This window comes from Stenotrophomonas sp. OVS01A (assembly GCF_019969775.1).
Lineage (GTDB): Bacteria > Pseudomonadota > Gammaproteobacteria > Xanthomonadales > Xanthomonadaceae > Stenotrophomonas > Stenotrophomonas indicatrix.
Window position 1 is genome coordinate 627,759 of sequence record NZ_JAHXYV010000002.1, and the last position, 17,911, is coordinate 645,669.

The 17,911-nt window shown below is 66.7% G+C and carries 17 protein-coding genes; 9 read left to right on the plus strand and 8 right to left on the minus strand.

Going from position 1 to position 17,911, the window contains the following annotated elements; all coding sequences use genetic code 11:
* Nucleotides 1-32: 32 nt before the first annotated feature.
* Together ccmB and ccmA are read right to left on the minus strand one after the other, a co-directional pair.
* Complete coding sequence (gene ccmB / locus LC407_RS11675; RefSeq protein ID WP_025876478.1) at nt 33-728, minus strand: heme exporter protein CcmB; 696 nt, start codon at nt 726-728, stop codon at nt 33-35.
* The gene (gene ccmA, locus LC407_RS11680) at nt 725-1,426 is read right to left on the minus strand and encodes a heme ABC exporter ATP-binding protein CcmA (protein WP_223482950.1); all 702 of its coding nucleotides are present in this window, start codon (nt 1,424-1,426) and stop codon (nt 725-727) included. The genes ccmB and ccmA overlap by 4 nt, the downstream gene beginning before the upstream one ends.
* Nucleotides 1,427-1,569: 143 nt before the next feature.
* Here ccmA and LC407_RS11685 point away from each other — a divergent pair, with 143 nt between their 5' ends.
* The 3 genes from LC407_RS11685 (at nt 1,570) to LC407_RS11695 (ending at nt 4,082) form a co-directional block, all read left to right on the plus strand.
* Complete coding sequence (locus tag LC407_RS11685; RefSeq protein ID WP_223482858.1) at nt 1,570-2,718, plus strand: pyridoxal phosphate-dependent aminotransferase; 1,149 nt, start codon at nt 1,570-1,572, stop codon at nt 2,716-2,718.
* Nucleotides 2,719-2,732: 14 nt separating this feature from the next.
* The gene (locus LC407_RS11690; RefSeq protein ID WP_025876482.1) at nt 2,733-3,539 is read left to right on the plus strand and encodes an amidohydrolase; all 807 of its coding nucleotides are present in this window, start codon (nt 2,733-2,735) and stop codon (nt 3,537-3,539) included.
* Between the two features lie 105 nt (nt 3,540-3,644).
* On the plus strand, nt 3,645-4,082 hold the full coding sequence (locus LC407_RS11695; protein WP_025876484.1) for a hypothetical protein: 438 nt from the start codon (nt 3,645-3,647) through the stop codon (nt 4,080-4,082).
* Here the strand turns inward: LC407_RS11695 and LC407_RS11700 are convergent.
* Nucleotides 4,069-4,362 (minus strand): hypothetical protein, encoded by a 294-nt coding sequence (locus LC407_RS11700; RefSeq protein ID WP_025876486.1) that lies wholly within the window; start codon nt 4,360-4,362, stop codon nt 4,069-4,071. The genes LC407_RS11695 and LC407_RS11700 overlap by 14 nt on opposite strands.
* A 95-nt stretch (nt 4,363-4,457) precedes the next feature.
* Complete coding sequence (locus tag LC407_RS11705) at nt 4,458-5,585, minus strand: MFS transporter (RefSeq protein WP_223482859.1); 1,128 nt, start codon at nt 5,583-5,585, stop codon at nt 4,458-4,460.
* A 90-nt stretch (nt 5,586-5,675) separates the two neighbouring features.
* Here LC407_RS11705 and LC407_RS11710 point away from each other — a divergent pair, with 90 nt between their 5' ends.
* A complete protein-coding gene (locus tag LC407_RS11710; RefSeq protein ID WP_223482860.1) occupies nt 5,676-6,464 on the plus strand; it encodes a helix-turn-helix transcriptional regulator in 789 nt (262 codons plus the stop codon).
* 64 nt (nt 6,465-6,528) lie between these two features.
* Here the strand turns inward: LC407_RS11710 and LC407_RS11715 are convergent, their stop codons facing one another.
* The 4 genes from LC407_RS11715 to LC407_RS11730 are packed head-to-tail and all read right to left on the minus strand — an operon-like array spanning nt 6,529 to nt 10,796.
* Nucleotides 6,529-7,254 (minus strand): hypothetical protein, encoded by a 726-nt coding sequence (locus LC407_RS11715; protein ID WP_133119351.1) that lies wholly within the window; start codon nt 7,252-7,254, stop codon nt 6,529-6,531.
* Between the two features lie 27 nt (nt 7,255-7,281).
* Nucleotides 7,282-9,012, minus strand: coding sequence for a pseudouridine synthase (locus tag LC407_RS11720; RefSeq protein ID WP_025876494.1), 1,731 nt, complete (start codon nt 9,010-9,012; stop codon nt 7,282-7,284).
* Entirely contained in the window at nt 9,005-9,877 is an 873-nt protein-coding gene (gene scpB / locus LC407_RS11725) for an SMC-Scp complex subunit ScpB (RefSeq protein WP_025876496.1), read from the minus strand. Before scpB ends, LC407_RS11720 begins: the two co-directional genes overlap by 8 nt.
* Nucleotides 9,878-9,890: 13 nt before the next feature.
* On the minus strand, nt 9,891-10,796 hold the full coding sequence (locus tag LC407_RS11730; protein ID WP_025876498.1) for a ScpA family protein: 906 nt from the start codon (nt 10,794-10,796) through the stop codon (nt 9,891-9,893).
* 374 nt (nt 10,797-11,170) lie between these two features.
* Between LC407_RS11730 and LC407_RS11735 the strand changes: the two genes are divergently transcribed.
* From LC407_RS11735 to LC407_RS11755, 5 genes are all read left to right on the plus strand, one after another.
* The gene (locus tag LC407_RS11735; protein WP_025876500.1) at nt 11,171-11,470 is read left to right on the plus strand and encodes a YciI family protein; all 300 of its coding nucleotides are present in this window, start codon (nt 11,171-11,173) and stop codon (nt 11,468-11,470) included.
* On the plus strand, nt 11,467-11,742 hold the full coding sequence (locus LC407_RS11740) for a BolA family protein (protein WP_025876502.1): 276 nt from the start codon (nt 11,467-11,469) through the stop codon (nt 11,740-11,742). The genes LC407_RS11735 and LC407_RS11740 overlap by 4 nt, the downstream gene beginning before the upstream one ends.
* 164 nt (nt 11,743-11,906) lie before the next feature.
* Nucleotides 11,907-12,929, plus strand: a complete 1,023-nt coding sequence (locus LC407_RS11745; protein ID WP_025876505.1) for a LacI family DNA-binding transcriptional regulator — start codon at nt 11,907-11,909, stop codon at nt 12,927-12,929.
* A 76-nt stretch (nt 12,930-13,005) separates the two neighbouring features.
* Nucleotides 13,006-16,062, plus strand: coding sequence for a TonB-dependent receptor (locus LC407_RS11750; RefSeq protein ID WP_059064656.1), 3,057 nt, complete (start codon nt 13,006-13,008; stop codon nt 16,060-16,062).
* A 244-nt stretch (nt 16,063-16,306) separates the two neighbouring features.
* Entirely contained in the window at nt 16,307-17,911 is a 1,605-nt protein-coding gene (locus tag LC407_RS11755; RefSeq protein ID WP_025876509.1) for a glucoamylase family protein, read from the plus strand.

The window sequence follows — 17,911 nt, forward strand, 5'->3', positions numbered from 1 at the left end:
ATCCAGCAGGGGTGGATTGGCTCTCAGCTCGGTCAACTCAGAGAAATACGGATCGCAGCAGCGGTGGCCAGCGGTGCCAGCACCAGGGCGATCACCAGTCCAGCGCCCAGCATCAGCAGCGCACCGACCGGGTCCTGCCCGCGGCTGGCTGCCGCCAGGCTGCCGGCACCGAAGACAAGCACCGGAACGTACAACGGCAACGACAGCAACGCCACGAGAATACCAGAGCGCCGGATGCCGACGGTCAGTGCAGCGACCACGCCACCGATCAGGCTCAACAACGGTGTTCCCAGCAGCAACGATGCCAGCAACATCGGCAGCTGGTCATGCGGCAGATGCAGCATTTCCGCCAGCAACGGGCTCAGCAGGATCAGTGGCAGGGCGGTGGTCGCCCAATGCAGCAGCACCCGCACCAGCACCAGCCATGCCAGTGGCACCGGCGCCAGCAGCCATTGTTCGAGCGAACCGTCTTCGGCGTCGGAGCGGAACAGCGAATCCAGCGCCAGCTGCCCGGCCAGCAGTACCGCCAACCACAGCACCGCACCGGCGGTGGCGGCCAGCGGCTGCGGGTCCCGGCCCTGGGCCAGTGCGAACAGCACTACCACCAGCAGGGCGAACAGCACCGGCTGCAGGGCATCGCCGCGACGCCGCCAGAGCAGGCGCAGGTCGCGCGCAATCAGCGCGCGGGCGGTCTGCCACAGGCCCGGTTCGGTGCCTGGCGCGATCATGCTTCACCCCCCAGATCGAGCTGGCGGGTGCGTACCGGCGGGGCGGCATAGGCGCCATGCGTGGTGACCAGGGCGGCGCCGCCACTGCGCAGGTGTGCGGAAATCATCCGGTTGACCAGGTTGATGCCTTCCAGGTCGAGGTTGGCATAGGGTTCGTCGAGCAGCCACAGCGGTGCCGGCGACAACCAGATGCGGGCCAGCGCAAGCCGCCGCTTCTGTCCGGCCGACAGGTGCCGCACCAGGGTGTCCTCGTAGCCGGCCAGGCCGACGATGGCCAGCGCATTGCCCGGCATCTGCCGTGCGCGGCGGCCGTGCAGGCCGCAGAGGAAATGCAGGTTCTCCAGCGTGTCCAGGTCCGGCTTCAGCGCCGGCAGGTGGCTGAGGTAGGCGACAAAGCGCGCACGCTCGGCGTTGCTGGCCGGCCTGCCGTCGATCAGCACCTGGCCCGCGCCCGGGCGCGCCAGGCCCGACAGCACGCGCAGCAGGGTGGTCTTGCCGGCACCGTTGCCGCCCTGCACCAGCAGCGCCTCGCCGGCATCCACATGGAAGTCCAGCGGGCCGAACACCGGCTCGTCATTGCGGGAGAAGCTCAGGCCGCTGGCGGCCAGCAATGCAGGGGTGTTCAAGGCGCAGGGGTCTTCATGCGGGAGTGCGGCAGCAATTGTAGCGGTGAATGTGACCCGGTAGCGCCGGGCCATGCCCGGCGAGCGCGCAGCGCGGCTTGCCATCGGTGCGGCATGTGCAAAGAGCCGCCGGGTATGACCCGGCGCTACCGTCGGCGCCGCAGGCCGGGTCGGGATTTCGTACACTTCCAGCCCTTGTTTCCCCACAGCCCAGGCCGATGCAACCGAACACCAAGCTGCCCAAGGTCGGTACCACGATCTTCACCGTGATGTCCCAGCTCGCCGCCGAACACGGCGCGGTCAACCTCGGCCAGGGGTTCCCGGATTTCTCCGCGCCGCAGCGCCTGATCGACGAGACCAGCAAGGCGATGGCCGCGGGCCTGAACCAGTACCCTCCGATGACCGGCGTGGCACCGCTGCGCCAGGCCATCGCGCAGAAGTCGCTGGACCTGTACGGCGCGACGATCGATCCGGACACCGAGATCACCGTCACCAGCGGCGCCACCGAGGCGATCTTCAACGCCATCCACGCCGTGGTGCGTGCCGGCGAGGAAGTGATCGTGCTCGACCCGGCCTACGACTGCTATGAACCGGCGATCGAACTGGCCGGCGCCACCGCCGTGCACGTACCGTTGGACCCGCAGACCTTCGCGGTGGACTGGGACCGCCTGCGCGCGGCGATCACCCCGCGCACCCGCCTGCTGATGGTCAACACCCCGCACAACCCGTCCGGCGCGATGCTGGACGAGGCCGACATGCAGGCGCTGGCCGATGTGCTGCGCGGCACGCAGATCTACCTGATATCCGATGAAGTGTACGAGCACATCATCTACGACGGCCGTCGCCACGAATCGGCGCTGCGCTACCCGGAACTGCGCGAGCGCACCTTCGTCATCTCCAGCTTCGGCAAGACCTATCACTGCACCGGCTGGAAGATCGGTTATGCGGTGGCGCCGGCGGCGATGACCGCCGAGTTCCGCAAGGTGCACCAGTACAACACCTTCACCAGCTTCGGCCCGGCGCAGTACGGTTTCGCCGCGATGATCCGCGACGAGCCGCAGCATCATCTGGAACTGGGCGCGTTCTATGAAGCCAAGCGCGACCGGTTCCGCGAGCAGCTGGCCGGTACCCGCCTGAAGGCGCTGCCGGTGCCCGGCGGCTACTTCCAGCTGGTCGACTATTCGGCCATCAGTGACCTGCCGGACCACGAGTTCGTGAAGTGGCTGACCATCGAGAAGGGCGTCACCGCCATTCCGCTGTCGCCGTTCTACGAAACCGCGCCGGTCGGCCAGCGCCTGGTGCGCCTGTGCTTCGCCAAGAACGAGGCCACCCTGGACGCGGCGATCGAACGCCTGCGGCTGCTGTGAGCGGAGGAGACAGCATGCAGGACCTGCGCATTTCCCTCGTCCAGGGCGACACCCGCTGGCACGACCCGGCCGGCAACCGCGAATACTACGGCGCGTTGCTGGCGCCGCTGGCCGGCACCACCGACCTGGTGATCCTGCCGGAAACCTTCACCAGTGGTTTCTCCAATGAAGCGATCGCCCAGGCCGAAGGCATGGACGGCCCGACCGTGGCGTGGGTACGCGCGCAGGCCAAAGCCTTGAATGCGGCAGTGATCGGCAGCGTGCAGCTGCGCGATGGTGAGGGCGTCTACAACCGCCTGCTGTTCGCCACCCCCGATGGTGGCCTGCAGTACTACGACAAGCGTCACCTGTTCCGTTACGGCGGCGAGCACGAGCGCTACGCCGCCGGCCGCGACCGGTTGTGCGTGGAATGGAAGGGCTGGCGGATCAATCCGCAGGTCTGCTACGACCTGCGTTTCCCGGTGTTCTGCCGCAACCGCTACAACGTCGAGCGAGCCGAACAGCTGGACTTCGACCTGCAGATCTTCGTCGCCAACTGGCCTTCCGCGCGCGCCTACGCGTGGAAGACCCTGCTGCGCGCGCGGGCGATCGAGAACCTGTGCTTCGTCGCCGCAGTCAACCGCGTGGGCGTGGACGGCAACCAGCTGCTTTACGCCGGCGACAGCGCGGTCATCGACTTCCTCGGCCAGCCGCAGGTGGAGATCCGCGAGCGCGAGCAGGTGGTGACCACCACCATCTCCGCCGAAGCGCTGGCCTCGCATCGTGCACGCTTCCCGGCCATGCTCGATGCCGATGCCTTCCATCTGGATGTGCAGGCCTGATACGGCGGCTGAACGCTTCCCGCCCCACCGCGCGCGCCTGCATCCAACGTGCACGCGCGCGCTGCTAGATTCGCCCACATTCCGACCGATGTGGATGTTCTGCCGATGAATACCAAGCCGTTTGCACTGCTGCTGGCGCTGGCCGCAGCGTCCCTGGCCCCGACCGCGCAGGCCGGTGGCAACCTTGACTGCCAGCTGCGCTACAACCTGTCCGGCTGGTCACTGATCTACAAGACCGCCTCGGGCAACGGCACCATCCACTGCACCAACGGTTCCAGCATGCCGGTGCGGATCCAGCTGAAGGGCGGCGGCCTGACCGTTGGCAAGTCGAAGATCACCGATGGCCGTGGCAGCTTCACCGGCGCCAGCAGCGTCGGCGAGCTGCTGGGCACCTACGCCTCGGTCGGCGCGCATGCCGGTGCGGTGAAGTCCAGCAACGCGCAGGTGATGACCAAGGGCGATATCTCGCTGGCCCTGTCCGGTACCGGCAAGGGCTGGGACCTGGGTGTGGACGGCGCGGCGTTCACCATCAGCCGGCGTTGAGGCGGGAGGGCTCCCCGGCTTCCCAGCTGATGCGGATGTAGTGCTGCTCGGCGTCGCTGGGCAGCCGTTCGACACTGAAGCGGTTCTCCAGCAGTTGCTCGACGACGCCGTCGACGAGGCGCTCGCTGGCCAGCGCCTTGTTGAAGCCGAACACGATGTAACGGCGGCCGTTTTCCGAGCCGACCTGTATCGATTTGTCCAGATCCCTGTAGTACTGCTCGATCGGTCGAGTGGCGGCGTCAGCGTTTGCGCGGGCCTGTTCTGCGGTGATGGTGATCATCGGCATCTGCGTGGTTGCGGAGTACACGCACCATAGCCAGCGCTGCCGCGCGGTTTCCGGCAGTGGCGCACAGTGCAGTGCGTTTGCAGCAATTCCTAGGCCAGCGCACTCCGCGGACGCAGCAACCACAGCGCCAGCAGTGCACAGGCGATGATGGATGGCGCCAGCATCTGCAGTGCGCCGACAACGGCCATCGCCGCGCCGATCAGCAGGTAGTAGAGCAGGCCGAACAGGGCGCCGGCACTGCCCAGGCAGTGTGCATAGCTGCGTAGTGCCTGCCCGAGCACGTTGGGGATGGCCAGGCCGAATCCCGCAACGACCGGCAGCATCGCCATCACCATGACCGGTTGCCCGCGCAGCAGCGCTGCAAGGACACCACCGGCCAGTACCAGCGATGCCGCGATGCGGATGCGCGTCAACGCAGGGACGCCGGCACGCAACAGGCGGCCATTGGCCCAGGCGCCCAACGCCGAACCCAGCGCCAGCACCGCACCGCTGGCGCCGAACCAGCTGGCCGGCCAGTGCAGGCGTGCGAACACGAACGGCCCCAGCGCGTACCAGCTGTACATGGCCACGTTGAAGGCCATGACCAGCAGCGCGTGCGACCAGATCCAACGGTCGCCCAGCAGTTGCCGCAGCAGGGGCCGCAGCGGTACGGGCGCGATCTGCGCGGGCCGGCTTTCACGCAGCCCGGTTACGCAGCCCAGCATCAGCAATGCAGCGATCAGCAGCAGGCCGGCCTGCACGCCGGCATAGCCATCGGCAGCGACCAGCAGCGAGCCCAGTGCCAGCCCGATCGCCGGGCTCAGCGCCAGCGCCATGCCAATCCAGGAGAACGCCTGCGCCAGCGCGGGCCCTTCAAGGTGGTCGCGCAGCACGGTCTGGGTCACCACCGAGGCGGCGGCGGCGCCCAGGGCGGCCAGCATCTGCGCAGCCAGCACCTGGCCGAACGTGCCGGCCGCCAATCCGCCCAGTGCCGCCAGCACGAAAACGGACAGGCCACCCAGCAGGGCGGGGCGACGGCCAACGCGGTCGGCCAGCCTTCCCCACAGCAGGACGCCCAGCGCGAACCCCAGCAGGTACAGGCTCATCGCCTGGCTGGCAGCGCTGGCCGGCAGGGTGAAGCGTTGCGCCAGATCCGCCAGCGCCGGGCTGTACAGGGTCTGCGCCAGCTGCGGAAACATCAGCAGCGCAATGGTGAGGGACAGCAGGCGAGGTGACATCGGCGCGCTCCGGAAACAGGGGCGCGCATTGTCGTGGCCGTGCTGATGGCGCACTCTAGTGATTACGACAGTAGATGGATGAAATCGGACATGGCATGGCTGCAGCCCGGCGCTCGCTTCGATGCCGATGCCTGGAGCGCCCCGGTGATCGGTATCGCTGCCACGCTGGCCGAGCATGACTCCGGTTGGCACCAGCACGCACGTTCGCAACTGCTGTACACGCGCGCCGGTTGCACGCGGCTGACGTTCGGGGATCGCATCAGCCTGTTGCCGCCATCGCGCGCGGCGTGGATTCCGGGTGGTCTGCTGCACCGCGCGCAGATGCGACAGGCGGTGGACTATCGGTCGCTGTACTTCGATGCCACGCTGTCGGCGCAGTTGCCGCAGCAGCCGGCAATCATTGGTGTTGGTCCCCTGCTGCAGGCGCTGCTGGAGCCGATCGCGCAGGCGCCGTTCGCACATGACTGGCAAGCGCCGCGAGCGGGGCATCAACTGGCGCTGTGCGTGCTTGAGATTGCCGCTGCGCCGGTGGAGCCGATGGAGCTGCCATTACCGCGCGACCCGCGCATCGCCCGCTGCCTGCCGGTGGCCGAGCAGCTGCCGCCCGAACTGGGCGAGCTGGCCCAGCGCAGCGGACTGAGCGTGCGTACGATCGGGCGCCTGATGCAACGCGATACCGGCATGGGCTACCAGGCGTGGCGTCAGCAATGGCGGTTGATGCGGGCCATGGAACTGCTGCTGCTCGGCCATCGTGTCGCGCACGTGGCGCTGGAACTTGGATTCTCGGCAGAGAGTCCGTTCATCGCCTTCTTCCGCAGCATGGTCGCGACCACGCCTGCGGCGTTCCAGCGCGCCGAAAGCGCTCGAGCGGCAGGGTGAGAGTGGAGTGGTCGCGGCCGAACGCGGGGAAGCGGGCGCACGGGCCCGGCTTCCGTCGCCGTGTCTACTGCTGGGCCATCAGCCAGGCCAATGTGCCGCGATGTGGTTCGGGCACGGTGCTGGACGCGGCATCAAGCAGCATCAGCGATGCCCAGCAGACGTCGGCAGCCGGTGCGGTGTCCATCCGCGGCAGTACCGCCATGGCCCGCGCGCGCGTGCTTTCGTCAGCCATCGAGGCGAGCAGGGCCTCGGTCGCCTCGGCAATCTGCTGTTCAGTGGCAGGGGTTGCGGGTCGCTGTTCGAGCTCGGCGAGGCTGGCCTGGTAGCTCATCTCGAACCAGAAATCGATGTCCTGCGACGGACGCTTCTCCAGTTCGTTGAACAAGGTCCTGCCTACCTGCGCAATGTCCGACGCCGTGGTGGCGCGGGCGATCAGTGCGCATTTCTCTACCGGCATTCCGCGCAGCATTGCGGCCAGCAGCTGCGCACGCCGCTCCAGCATGGGGCGGGGCAGGCGGCCGATGCCATCCAGTGCAAGCTGTGCACCGGCGACAGCAGCCTTGTCCTTGCTACCGGCCTGCTTGATGCGGGTGAGATAGCGCTCATCGACAATCAGCCGACGCAGCATGCGGTCGGCCGGATCGTGCAGGGCCGAAGATTTCGGCCAGGGATTCTGCGTGGCGGCGATTTCCTGCTTGAGCCGGTCGGCAGCGCGTTCGCAGCCGCCGACCAGCAACAGAGCCACCAGCACGGCGCCGATGCGGGCGCCGAGGGACAACATCCGTGTCATCGCTGTGTCCTTCATTGAAGGTGGAGATCAGCCGCCGCGCGGGCCGCTGCGACGCGGGCCACCCGGGCCACGGTTGCCGCCGGGGCCACCCGGGCCGCGGTTGCCACCCGGGCCGCCGGGACCACGGTTGCCGCCGGGGCCACCCGGGCCGCGATTGCCGCCCGGAGCACCCGGACCACGGTTGCCGCCCGGACGTGCATTCGCATTGCCGCCCGGACGACCGTTGCCGGCCGGACGCGAGCTGCCATACGGACTGAAGCCCGGATTGGCGTGGTCGGACGGGAAGCTCGGGGCATTGCCCGGATGGCCGTACGGGTGCTTGTTGCCCTGGCCCTGCGAGCGGTTGCCCGCACCGGCCGGACGACCCTGGCCGCCTGCGCCACCGGCGCCACCGCGTCCTTCACCACCGTAGCCACCACGACCTTCACCGCCGTAGCCGCCACGACCCTGACTGCCACCGGCGCCTGCGCCCGGACCCTTCGGCTTGCCGTACGGACGGCCCTGGCCGCCTGCACCTGCGCCCGGACCACGGGCACCCGGGCCACGAGCGCCCGGACCGGCATTGCGGTGGCCGCTCGGGCCGGTGCTCACGCCATCCGGCACGTACCAGGTACGGAATGCGGCCGGGTTGCCTTCCGGCAGCGAGCGGTCGTTCTTCGGCGCGCGCTGCTTGAACGGGCGCTGCGACTGCTTGGCAGCAGCTTCACCGCTGACGGTCAGGCCGCCCTTGAAACCGCCACCGCCCTTGCCGCCGCGACCGCGGCCGCGGTCTTCGCGCACGTTGTCGAAGCGACGCAGTTCGCGACCTTCATCGGCGGTGTTGTGACCATTGACGTAAGCGTTGCCACGGCCACCTTCGCGCACGCGCACGGTGGTCTTGGCAGCGCGACGCTGGCCGATCACCGGCTGCAGGGTCAGGGCCGACGGCGCGCCTTCTTCCAGCTTCAGTTCGGCGCGCAGCGCTTCGACCTGGCTGCCCGGCAGTTCGACGGACTGGCCGCGGGCCAGTTCGCGCGGCAGGCTGACCTTGCCGTAGCGGGTGCGCTTGAGGCGGCTGACCTGGCAGCCCTGCGATTCCCACAGGCGGCGCACTTCGCGGTTGCGGCCTTCCTTCACCACGACGCGGAACCAGTCGTGCGAATCGGTGCCGCCGATGCGTTCGATCTCATCGAACTTGGCCGGGCCATCTTCCAGCGCGACACCACGGGTGAGGCGGTCGACGACGGCATCGGGCACCTTGTCCTCGCCTTCCGGGGCACGCACGCGCACCACGTATTCGCGCTCGACCTCGAAGGAGGGGTGCATCATGGCGTTGGCCAGCTCACCGTCGGTGGTCGCCAGCAGCAGGCCGGTGGTGTTGATGTCCAGGCGGCCGACGGCGATCCAGCGGGCACCCTTCAGCGCCGGCAGGGATTCGAACACGGTCGGGCGACCTTCAGGGTCTTCACGCGTGGTCACTTCGCCTTCCGGCTTGTTGTAGACCAGCACGCGCGACGGCTCGGCCAGCGCAGTGGCGACGAAGCCGCGGCCGTCGAGTTCGATCCTGTCGCCGCTCTTGACCGACATGCCGGTCTGGGCGACTTCACCGTTGACCTTGACCAGGCCTTCGGCAATGCGCTGTTCCAGCGCACGACGCGAGCCGAGGCCGGCCTGGGCCAGGACCTTGTGCAGGCGTTCTTCCAGCTTGAACTGTTCGGACGTGGCTTCGCGCTTGAGCGAAAGCTTGTTCAACGAGGGCTTGCGGGGGGTGTCACTCATCAGTTTTGCTCCGGCCGACGGTTTCGAGGTCGGCCTCTGGTTCGGAATCGGCTTGGTCAACAGCCACGGTCGTCTTCGCGACGGCGTTGTCTTCGCGTTCGTTCACTGTCACCGCGCGCTCGCCCGGCGCGGAATCGGGGTGCCCATCATCGGAGGGCGAAGGTGCTTGCTCATCGTCGGCCGCCGCAGGAAATGCGTCGGCAGAATCGGGGGTGTCGCCAGCGGTGGTGCCGGTGTCGTCATTTGCAGCGGCGTCCGGGTCGGCGCTCACGTCCGGGCCGTCGGCACTGGCGGCGAGGGGTGCGTCGCGATCCAGCGCCAGCTGCGGTTCCAGGTCGCCCAGGTCCTTCAGTTCGGACAGCGGCGGCAGTTCGTCCAGGCGTTTCAGCCCGAAGTAGTCCAGGAAGCCCTTGGTGGTGCCGAACAGGGCGGGCTTGCCAGGCACGTCGCGGTGGCCGACCACGCGGATCCACTCGCGCTCTTCCAGTGCCTGGATGATGTTACTGCTGACCGCCACGCCGCGCACCTGCTCGATCTCGCCACGGGTGATCGGCTGCCGGTAGGCGATCAGGGCCAGTGTTTCCAGGGTGGCGCGGGTATAGCGGGTCTTGCGTTCGGTCCACAGCCGGCTGATCCAGCCATGTACTTCGGCGGTCACCTGGTAGCGGAAGCCCGAAGCCACCTCCACCAGTTCCACGCCACGGTCCTGGCAGCCCTCGCGCAGCCGTTCCAGCGCACGTTCGATGCTGCCCGGTGGTGCCGGCTCATCTTCCGGGAACAGGTCCTTCAGCTGGGCCAGGGTGAGCGGCTGGCTGGAGGCCAGCAGCGCACCTTCGACAATGCGGTTGATCAGCGTTTGATCCATCGGCAGTCAGCGCTCACTCGTTTTCATTGGCGGCGTCGTTGTCGTCGAACTCGCTGCTGAACTGCAGCGGGGCATTGGTATTGCCGGCGGCCAGGGACTTCACGTAGATCGGCGCCAGCGGTTCTTCCTGCACCAGGTCCAGCAGCTGCTCCTTGGCCAGTTCCAGCACTGCCAGGAACGTGACCAGCACGCCCAGCTTGCCTTCTTCGGCGGTGAACAGGTTTTCAAAACGATAGAACCTGCCGTCTTCAAGCCGCCCCAGCACTTCACCCATGCGCTGCCGGACACTCAACGCCTCGCGCTTGATGGCGTGGCCGGTGAACAGCTCGGCGCGCTTGAGCACGTCGTGCAGCGCCATCAGCATTTCCTTCAGGTCCACCGGCGGCGGCAGCTTCACTGCGGCGCGCTCGGGCATGAAGGCATGTGCCACGGTGGTGTCACGGTCCTGCCGGGGCAGGGCGTCGATATCCTCGGCGGCCTGCTTGAAGCGTTCGTACTCCTGCAGCCGTCGCACCAGCTCCGCACGCGGATCGGCTTCCTCGCCCTCCACGCTGGGGGGGCGGGGCAGCAGCATGCGCGACTTCACTTCCGCCAGGATCGCCGCCATCACCAGGTACTCGGCGGCAAGCTCGAAGCGCAGCTCGCGCATCACGGTGATGTATTCCACGTACTGCCGGGTGATCTCGGCCACGGGAATGTCCAGTACGTCCAGGTTCTGCCGGCGGATCAGGTACAGCAGCAGGTCCAGCGGTCCTTCAAAGGCGTCCAGGATGACTTCCAGCGCATCCGGCGGGATGTACAGGTCCTGCGGAATCTGCAGGACCGGTTGCCCATGCACCACGGCCAGCGGCATTTCCTGCTGCTGGGGGGCGGGCGGCCGGGTTGGCGTGTTCGCGTCGAGCGCGAGTTCGGAAGTCATCTAATGGAGATCAGGATTGCAACGGACCAGTCGCGGTAGCTGGCACACCGGGCAACTGCCACGGACCGCCAGGACACCAGGCGCGCCTGTCTCGGCGCGGTTCCACACATCAAACAACAGGACGCTCCGCAGGACACGGCAGCGACAGGACTACGGGGAGGTCGTCTACGGGGCCCGGTCGGGTGGACCGGTTCGAAGCAGCGGGTCGGTCGTCGGGGGCTGCGTTTGGCCGCAAAAACCGACGGGCTGCTGCATCCAGCCACGTGCAATGGTCCCTAGGGTAAGCCTTTGCCGCGCCAGTGTCCAGCCGAGGCCGGGCAGGCGGCGGGATTGGCTAGAATCGGCCCACCAGCAACGCAAGCGAGGAAATGCCGGTGTGGTATGTGATTGAAGGATATGACGGCCAGGATGTACTGGCCCAGCGGCTGCAGGCGCGGCCCGAGCACCTGGCACGGTTGACCGCGTTGCGCGATGAAGGCCGCCTGCTTCTGGCCGGGCCGTGTCCGGCGATCGACAGCGAAGACCCGGGCCCGGCAGGGTTCAGCGGCTCGGTGGTGATTGCCGGCTTCGACTCGTTGCAGCAGGCCCAGGCCTGGGCCGATGCCGACCCGTACGTCGCGGCGGGCGTTTACGTGCGGGTGCAGGTGCGACCGTTCCGCAAGGTGCTGCCGTGAACGCGGAACGGATCGAGCAGATTCGTGACGCGCTGCAGCACGCGCTGGCCCCCAGCGTGCTTGAGATCGAAGACGACAGCCATCGCCATGCAGGCCATGCCGGAGCGCGCGATGGTCGCGGCCATTTCAACGTGCACGTGGTCAGTGAGCGCTTCGCGGGAATGGCCCCGCTGGCGCGCCATCGCGCGGTCTACGCCGCCTTGGGCACGTTGATGGAAACCGACATCCACGCGTTGTCCATCCGCGCGCATACCCCGTCAGAACAGGGCTGAGGCCTTGTCCCGCGCTGTCCTGGCAGGTCCGTTGATGGGCCTGCCAGGGACAGGTTTCCGTGTCCGTTTGGGGACATTCGTCTAACGGACTGTTTACAAGCGCAGATGGAAACGCTTACATTCCGCGCCAATGCTGGTAGGTCCAAGCCGTGGAGGGCGGCTTCGTGAACAAGGCAGCCATAACAATCAAAGACGTCGCCCGTGAAGCCAAGGTCTCTGTGGCCACCGTTTCGCGCGCGCTCAACGGGCATGAAAATGTCGCCGAACCGGTCCGCCAGCTTGTGCTGGAGGTGGCCGCACGGCTGCGTTACACCCCGCACGCCGCCGCCCGCAGCCTGAGCAGCCGCCGCACCAATACGGTGGGCGTGGTGCTTCCGGACCTGTACGGCGAATTCTTTTCCGAGTTGATGCGTGGCATCGACAACGTCGCCCGCAGCCGGCGCCAGCACCTGCTGGTGTCGAGCTATCACGGCGACCAGGAGCAGCAGGGTGCAGCCCTGCGTGCCATGCGCGGCCGGGTCGACGGTCTGCTGGTGCTCTCGCCCTATGCGGAGAGCCCGGGGTTCCTGACCGACAACCTGCCGCAGGCATTGCCGACGGTACTCATCAACACCTACCTGCCTGGGCAGGACCATCCGGTGTTGAGCATCGATGACCATGCAGGGGCAATGGCGATGACCCGCCACCTGCTCGATGCTGGCCATCGGCGCATTGCATTCATTTCTGGCCCGGACCTCAACTTCGACGCGCGCGAGCGCCTGCGCGGCTTCCGTGACGCGCTGGCGGCGTTTGGCAGCGGCGCCGAAGGCATCGAGCTGCCCGGTGATTTCGACGAAGCTTCCGGCCATCGCGCCGGTCAGGAGTTGCTGGCAGCCGGCACGCTGCCCGATGCCGTATTCGCCGCCAACGACATGATGGCCCTGGGTTGCCTGTATGCCTTCGCGCAGGCAGGTGTCCATGTCCCGACCGATGTCGCCCTGGCCGGCTTCGATGACATTCCGCTTGCGCGTTTCGTTCACCCGTCGCTGACCACCATGCAGGTCAGCATTGCCGAACTGGGCGATCGGGCGATGTCGCGTTTGTTGCAGTTGATGGACGGCACCTCCACGGAAGGGGCAGGGGACAAGCAGACCCTGGTCCCGCGCCTGATTGTTCGCGATTCCACCACTCCGCCATCCGGCCATTGAAGCCAGAGGCGTTCCTTCTTTTTTGATTGATCGCAGGTGCCGCGCAAGCGGTCACCGCCACCCGGAGATTGAGTTGATGATGCATTCCACTATCCGCACCCCGGCGCGCCGGCTGCTGAGCACCGCACTGGTCAGCTGCCTGATGCTGGCCGCCGCCCCGAACGTCATGGCGCAGTCGGCCAACGCCAGCCTGCGCGGCCAGGTCTCCGGCGCCCAGGCCGGTGCCGAAGTCACCGCCACCAACGTCGCCACCGGCACCGTCCGTCGCGGCACCGTGCGTGCCGACGGCAGCTACTCGCTGATGGGCCTGGATCCGGGCACCTACAACGTGGTCGCCAACGGCCAGACCCAGAAGGTCACCGTCACCGTCGCCTCGACCGCGACGCTGAACTTCAGCGAGGCGGCTGCCGGTGGTACCGGCTCGACCGCCGCCACCAACCTGGACACCGTCAACGTCGTCGCGCCGACCCTGCTGCAGGAAGTGCGTACCTCCGAAGTCGGCAAGACCGTCAGCCTGCAGCAGATCCAGACCACCCCGCAGGTGTCGCGCAACTTCCTGGAGTTCGCCGACGCGGTGCCGGGCCTGATCTTCACCCGTGATGCCAAGGGCAACACCTCGCTGCGCGGCGGTGCCACCAATTCCGACGGTACCAACGTCTACATCGACGGCGTGGGCCAGAAGAGCTACGTCAAGGGCGGCGGCGTGGCCGGCCAGTCCGGCAGCGCCGGCAACCCGTTCCCGCAGCTGGCCATCGGCGAATACAAGGTCATCAGCGGCAACTACAAGGCCGAGTACGGCCAGGTGTCGAGCGCCGCAGTGACCGCTGCCACCAAGTCCGGTACCAATGAATTCAAGGGTGAGGCGTTCTACCGCTACACCGACGAGGACATGCGCGCCAAGACGCCGGCCGAGCGCCAGGGCGGCAAGGACAAGATGGTCTCGGCCGAGAAGGAATACGGCTTCGCCCTGGGCGGCCCGATCATTCAGGACAAGGCCCACTTCTTCGTGACCTACGAAGCCAAGCGCTTCGACCTGCCGGTCACCATCGCGCCGGACGGCGCGGTCACCGGTGCTGCCGGCCTGCTGCCGCCCGCAGGCGCCGCCGGCCTGGGCCCGGCCAGCCAGCCGTTCCAGCAGGATCTGATCTTCGGCAAGATCGACTTCGAGCCGACCGACAACGATCGCATCGAGCTGACCTTCCAGGACCGCGACGAAACCCAGTCGCAGTTCAGTGGCCAGACCTCGCCGGAAGCCGGTCGTGAAGTGGTCAACACCGACCGTCGTTACGCCCTGCGCTGGAACCACAGCGGCGAGCGTTACTACAACGAAATGATGGTCACCCATGAAGATTCGTTCAACAACCCGACCCCGCTGACCCTGGCCAACGGCATCACCTACACCGCACCGGACGGCACCGAAGACCGCACCGTGGTGAAGATCGGTGGCGCATCGGCACTGGATTCGCAGGTGAAGGGCCAGAAGGGCTGGTCGATCGAAGACAACCTGACCCTGGACGGCATCCAGTGGGCCGGCGACCACACCATCAAGATGGGCGTGAAGTACAAGGCGATCGACCTGTACGCCTCCGATGCGGCGCAGATCAACCCGACCTTCACCTACAGCCTGGGCGATCCGGACTTCCCCGATTCCATCCCGTACAAGGCGCAGTTCGTCAAGCCGGTGACCGGCGTGGACGGCGTGTCCGGTGAAGTGCGTTCGAAGTCCAAGCAGTACGGCGTGTTCATCCAGGACGACTGGCAGGTCAACGACCACCTGCAGATCAACCTCGGCCTGCGCTGGGACTACGAAAAGACCCCGTCCTACCTGGACTTCGTCACCCCGCAGGCCGTGGTCGACGCGATCTATTCGCAGGATCCGCGTGCTGCCGCCGGCCAGACCTACGCCGATTCGCTGGCGCTGGGCGGCCTGGACATCAGCGACTACATCAGCAACGGCCACAACCGCAAGGCATTCAAGGATGCCTGGCAGCCGCGCCTGGGCTTCTCGTATGACATCAACGCCGACGAGCAGCACGTGATCCACGGTGGTGCCGGCCGTTCGTACGACCGCGATCTGTTCGACAACCTGCAGCTGGAAACCACCAAGCTGGCCCTGCCGCAGCCGACCATCTACTTCCGCAACCCGGCCACCGGCACCTGCATCAACGGCCAGGCCGCCTGCTATGACTGGAACCCGAACCTGCTCAACGGCATCGGCAACCTGCAGAGCCTGGTCGGTGCGACCAGCAATGCCGGCCTGGAAGTGGATCTGCTGAACAACAAGCTGAAGGCTCCGTACTCCGATCAGTTCAGCCTGGGCATGAGCAACCAGATCGGTGACTGGCTGACCGACGCCACCATCGCCCGTACCCTGAGCTACGACGGCTTCGCCTTCACCCTGGGCAACCGTTACCCGACCGGCCAGTTCTTCGATGACCCGCGCCTGTGCGGTGGCACCGAGCCGGGCCTGAGCCAGGCCTGGAGCTGCAACGTGCCGGGCTTCGGCAGCCTGATCATCGGCCAGCAGGGCATCAAGACCCGTGCGACCCAGATCCTGCTGTCGGCGCAGAAGCCGTTCACCCAGGAAAGCGGCTGGGGTACCTCGATCGCCTACACCTGGACGACCGCGCGCCACAACCGCGACATCAACGAGAAGTACGCCTTCGACCGCGGCCTGATCGAGGATTACCCGACCATCCGTTCCAACGGCGCGCCGCGCCACCGCCTGGTGGTCACCGGTTCGTACGCGGGCTTCTGGGGCATCACCTTCGGCGGCAAGATCACCCTGGCTACCCCGACCGCCGTCAATGACTGGTACCCGGTGCCGCAGGCCAGTGGCTACAACCTGCCGACGCCGCAGGCGGCTGTGCCCAACGCCAATGGCAAGTTCCTGGTGGGTGGCAAGATCTTCGGCTACCGTTCGGTCGACCTGCAGGCGACGAAGACGTTCAAGCTGGCGGGCGATACCGAGCTGTACGCGCGTATCGACATCATCAACGTGTTCAACTTCGACAACTTCTCCACCTACAACTACGTCAAGACCAACGGCAAGCTGCAGGCCAGCTACAACGAGACCGGCGACATCATCGGTACTCCGCGTCAGGTCAAGGCCGAAGTGGGCTTCCGCTTCTGATCGCGGGAAGTTGATGCAGTACGGAGCCATCGGTTCGCCGATGGCTCCGGTTTCAACGGCAATGGCCGGCCTCCGGGCCGGTCCATTGCCCACGCCATTGCCGGGCAGGGGGCAATGGCGTGGGCAATGACCGCGGTGTCATCAACCACGTTTTCGTGGTTTTTTAAGACCGCACTTTGTAAACGATTTCAGGTCATTGGACGTTATGCTCTTTCATCGATCAGCCCACCGGAGGAACCGCGCCATGCAGGCACGCCACCTGATGACCGCCGCTGCGATGACCCTGGCCATCGCCGCCTGCAAACCGGCCCAGCAGGAGCCTGCCAAGCCGCGCCCGCCGGTGATCCTGATCGAGGCCGACGCACCGCCGCGGCCGATGAAGCCGGAGCTGCCGCCGCTGTTCGATGACATCGAGCGCCGCACCTTCCAGTTCTTCTGGGATACCACCAACGAGATCAACGGCCTGACCCCGGACCGCTATCCGTCGCGGCCGTTCGCCAGCATCGCCTCGGTCGGCTTCGCCCTGACCGCTTATCCGATCGGCATCGAGAACGGCTGGGTCAGCCGCAACCAGGCGATCGACCGCACCCTGACCACCCTGAAGTTCTTCCGCGACGTGCCGATGGGCCCGCAGCGCACCGGCAAGGCCGGCTACAAGGGCTTCTATTACCACTTCCTGGACATGCAGGAAGGGCGCCGCTACGACAGCTGGGTGGAACTGTCCTCGGTGGATACCGCGCTGCTGATGATGGGCGTGCTGTTCGCCCAGTCGTACTACGACGGCGACGATCCGCGCGAGAAGGAAATCCGGCAGATCGCCGACACCCTGTACAAGCAGGTCGACTGGCCGTGGCTGCAGCAGCGTGCGCCGCTGATCTCGATGGGCTGGTTCCCGGAGAACGGCTTCATCGACCATGACTGGATGGGCTACAACGAAGCGATGATGGTCTACATCCTCGCCCTGGGCTCGCCCAGCCACCCGGTCAGCCCGGATGCGTGGACGGTATGGACGCGCACCTACGACAACGACTGGGGCGTCTACCAGGGCCAGGAATACCTGTCCTTCGGTCCGCTGTTCGGCCACCAGTACAGCCATGTCTGGATCGACTTCCGCGATATCCAGGATGCGTACATGCGCGAGCGTGGCAGCACCTACTTCCTCAACAGCCGTTCGGCGGCGCTGGCCCAGCGTGAGTACGCCATCGCCAACCCGATGAACTGGAAGGAATATGGCGAGAACGTCTGGGGCCTGACCGCCAGTGATGGTCCGCAGAACACCACCCAGGAATACCGGGGCGAGCAGCGCCAGTTCCGCCATTACTCGTCGCGCGGCGCAGGCCTGCGCGAGAATTTCGATGACGGTACGATCGCGCCGACCGCCGCGATCTCGTCGGTCGTGTTCGCGCCCGAGGAAGTGATTCCGGCCACGCTGGAGATGCACAAGCGCTACGGCGACTACATCTACTCCAGCTATGGCTTCCTGGATTCTTTCAATCCCAGCTTCAGCTACGACATCCCGATCAAGACCGGGCGGGTGGTTCCTGATCGTGGCTGGGTCGCCAGCGACTACATCGCCATCGACCAGGGCCCGATCCTGACCATGATCGCCAACTACCGCAACGACTTCGTCTGGGACGTGATGAAGAAGAACCCGTACATCCGCAAGGGCCTGGAACGGGCGGGCTTCAGTGGAGGCTGGCTGGCGCCGGAAGGCTCCTTCCAGCCGCTGGAGCTGCAGAAGGATGAGAAGGCCGCCGCAGCGCGTGCGGTCGGTATCGCCGAATCACGTGCGGCCGCCGCGCAGGAACAGAAAAACAATGCCAACCGCAACACCGGCCAGGGGAAGTAA

Bases quoted from the DNA above. Each gene is read 5' to 3' on its own strand.
- ccmB (WP_025876478.1), bottom strand. From the start codon at position 728: ATGATCGCGCCAGGCACCGAACCGGGCCTGTGGCAGACCGCCCGCGCG.
- ccmA (WP_223482950.1), bottom strand. From the start codon at position 1,426: ATGGCCCGGCGCTACCGGGTCACATTCACCGCTACAATTGCTGCCGCA.
- LC407_RS11685 (WP_223482858.1), top strand. From the start codon at position 1,570: ATGCAACCGAACACCAAGCTGCCCAAGGTCGGTACCACGATCTTCACC.
- LC407_RS11690 (WP_025876482.1), top strand. From the start codon at position 2,733: ATGCAGGACCTGCGCATTTCCCTCGTCCAGGGCGACACCCGCTGGCAC.
- LC407_RS11695 (WP_025876484.1), top strand. From the start codon at position 3,645: ATGAATACCAAGCCGTTTGCACTGCTGCTGGCGCTGGCCGCAGCGTCC.
- LC407_RS11700 (WP_025876486.1), bottom strand. From the start codon at position 4,362: ATGATCACCATCACCGCAGAACAGGCCCGCGCAAACGCTGACGCCGCC.
- LC407_RS11705 (WP_223482859.1), bottom strand. From the start codon at position 5,585: ATGTCACCTCGCCTGCTGTCCCTCACCATTGCGCTGCTGATGTTTCCG.
- LC407_RS11710 (WP_223482860.1), top strand. From the start codon at position 5,676: ATGGCATGGCTGCAGCCCGGCGCTCGCTTCGATGCCGATGCCTGGAGC.
- LC407_RS11715 (WP_133119351.1), bottom strand. From the start codon at position 7,254: ATGACACGGATGTTGTCCCTCGGCGCCCGCATCGGCGCCGTGCTGGTG.
- LC407_RS11720 (WP_025876494.1), bottom strand. From the start codon at position 9,012: ATGAGTGACACCCCCCGCAAGCCCTCGTTGAACAAGCTTTCGCTCAAG.
- scpB (WP_025876496.1), bottom strand. From the start codon at position 9,877: ATGGATCAAACGCTGATCAACCGCATTGTCGAAGGTGCGCTGCTGGCC.
- LC407_RS11730 (WP_025876498.1), bottom strand. From the start codon at position 10,796: ATGACTTCCGAACTCGCGCTCGACGCGAACACGCCAACCCGGCCGCCC.
- LC407_RS11750 (WP_059064656.1), top strand. From the start codon at position 13,006: ATGATGCATTCCACTATCCGCACCCCGGCGCGCCGGCTGCTGAGCACC.
- LC407_RS11755 (WP_025876509.1), top strand. From the start codon at position 16,307: ATGCAGGCACGCCACCTGATGACCGCCGCTGCGATGACCCTGGCCATC.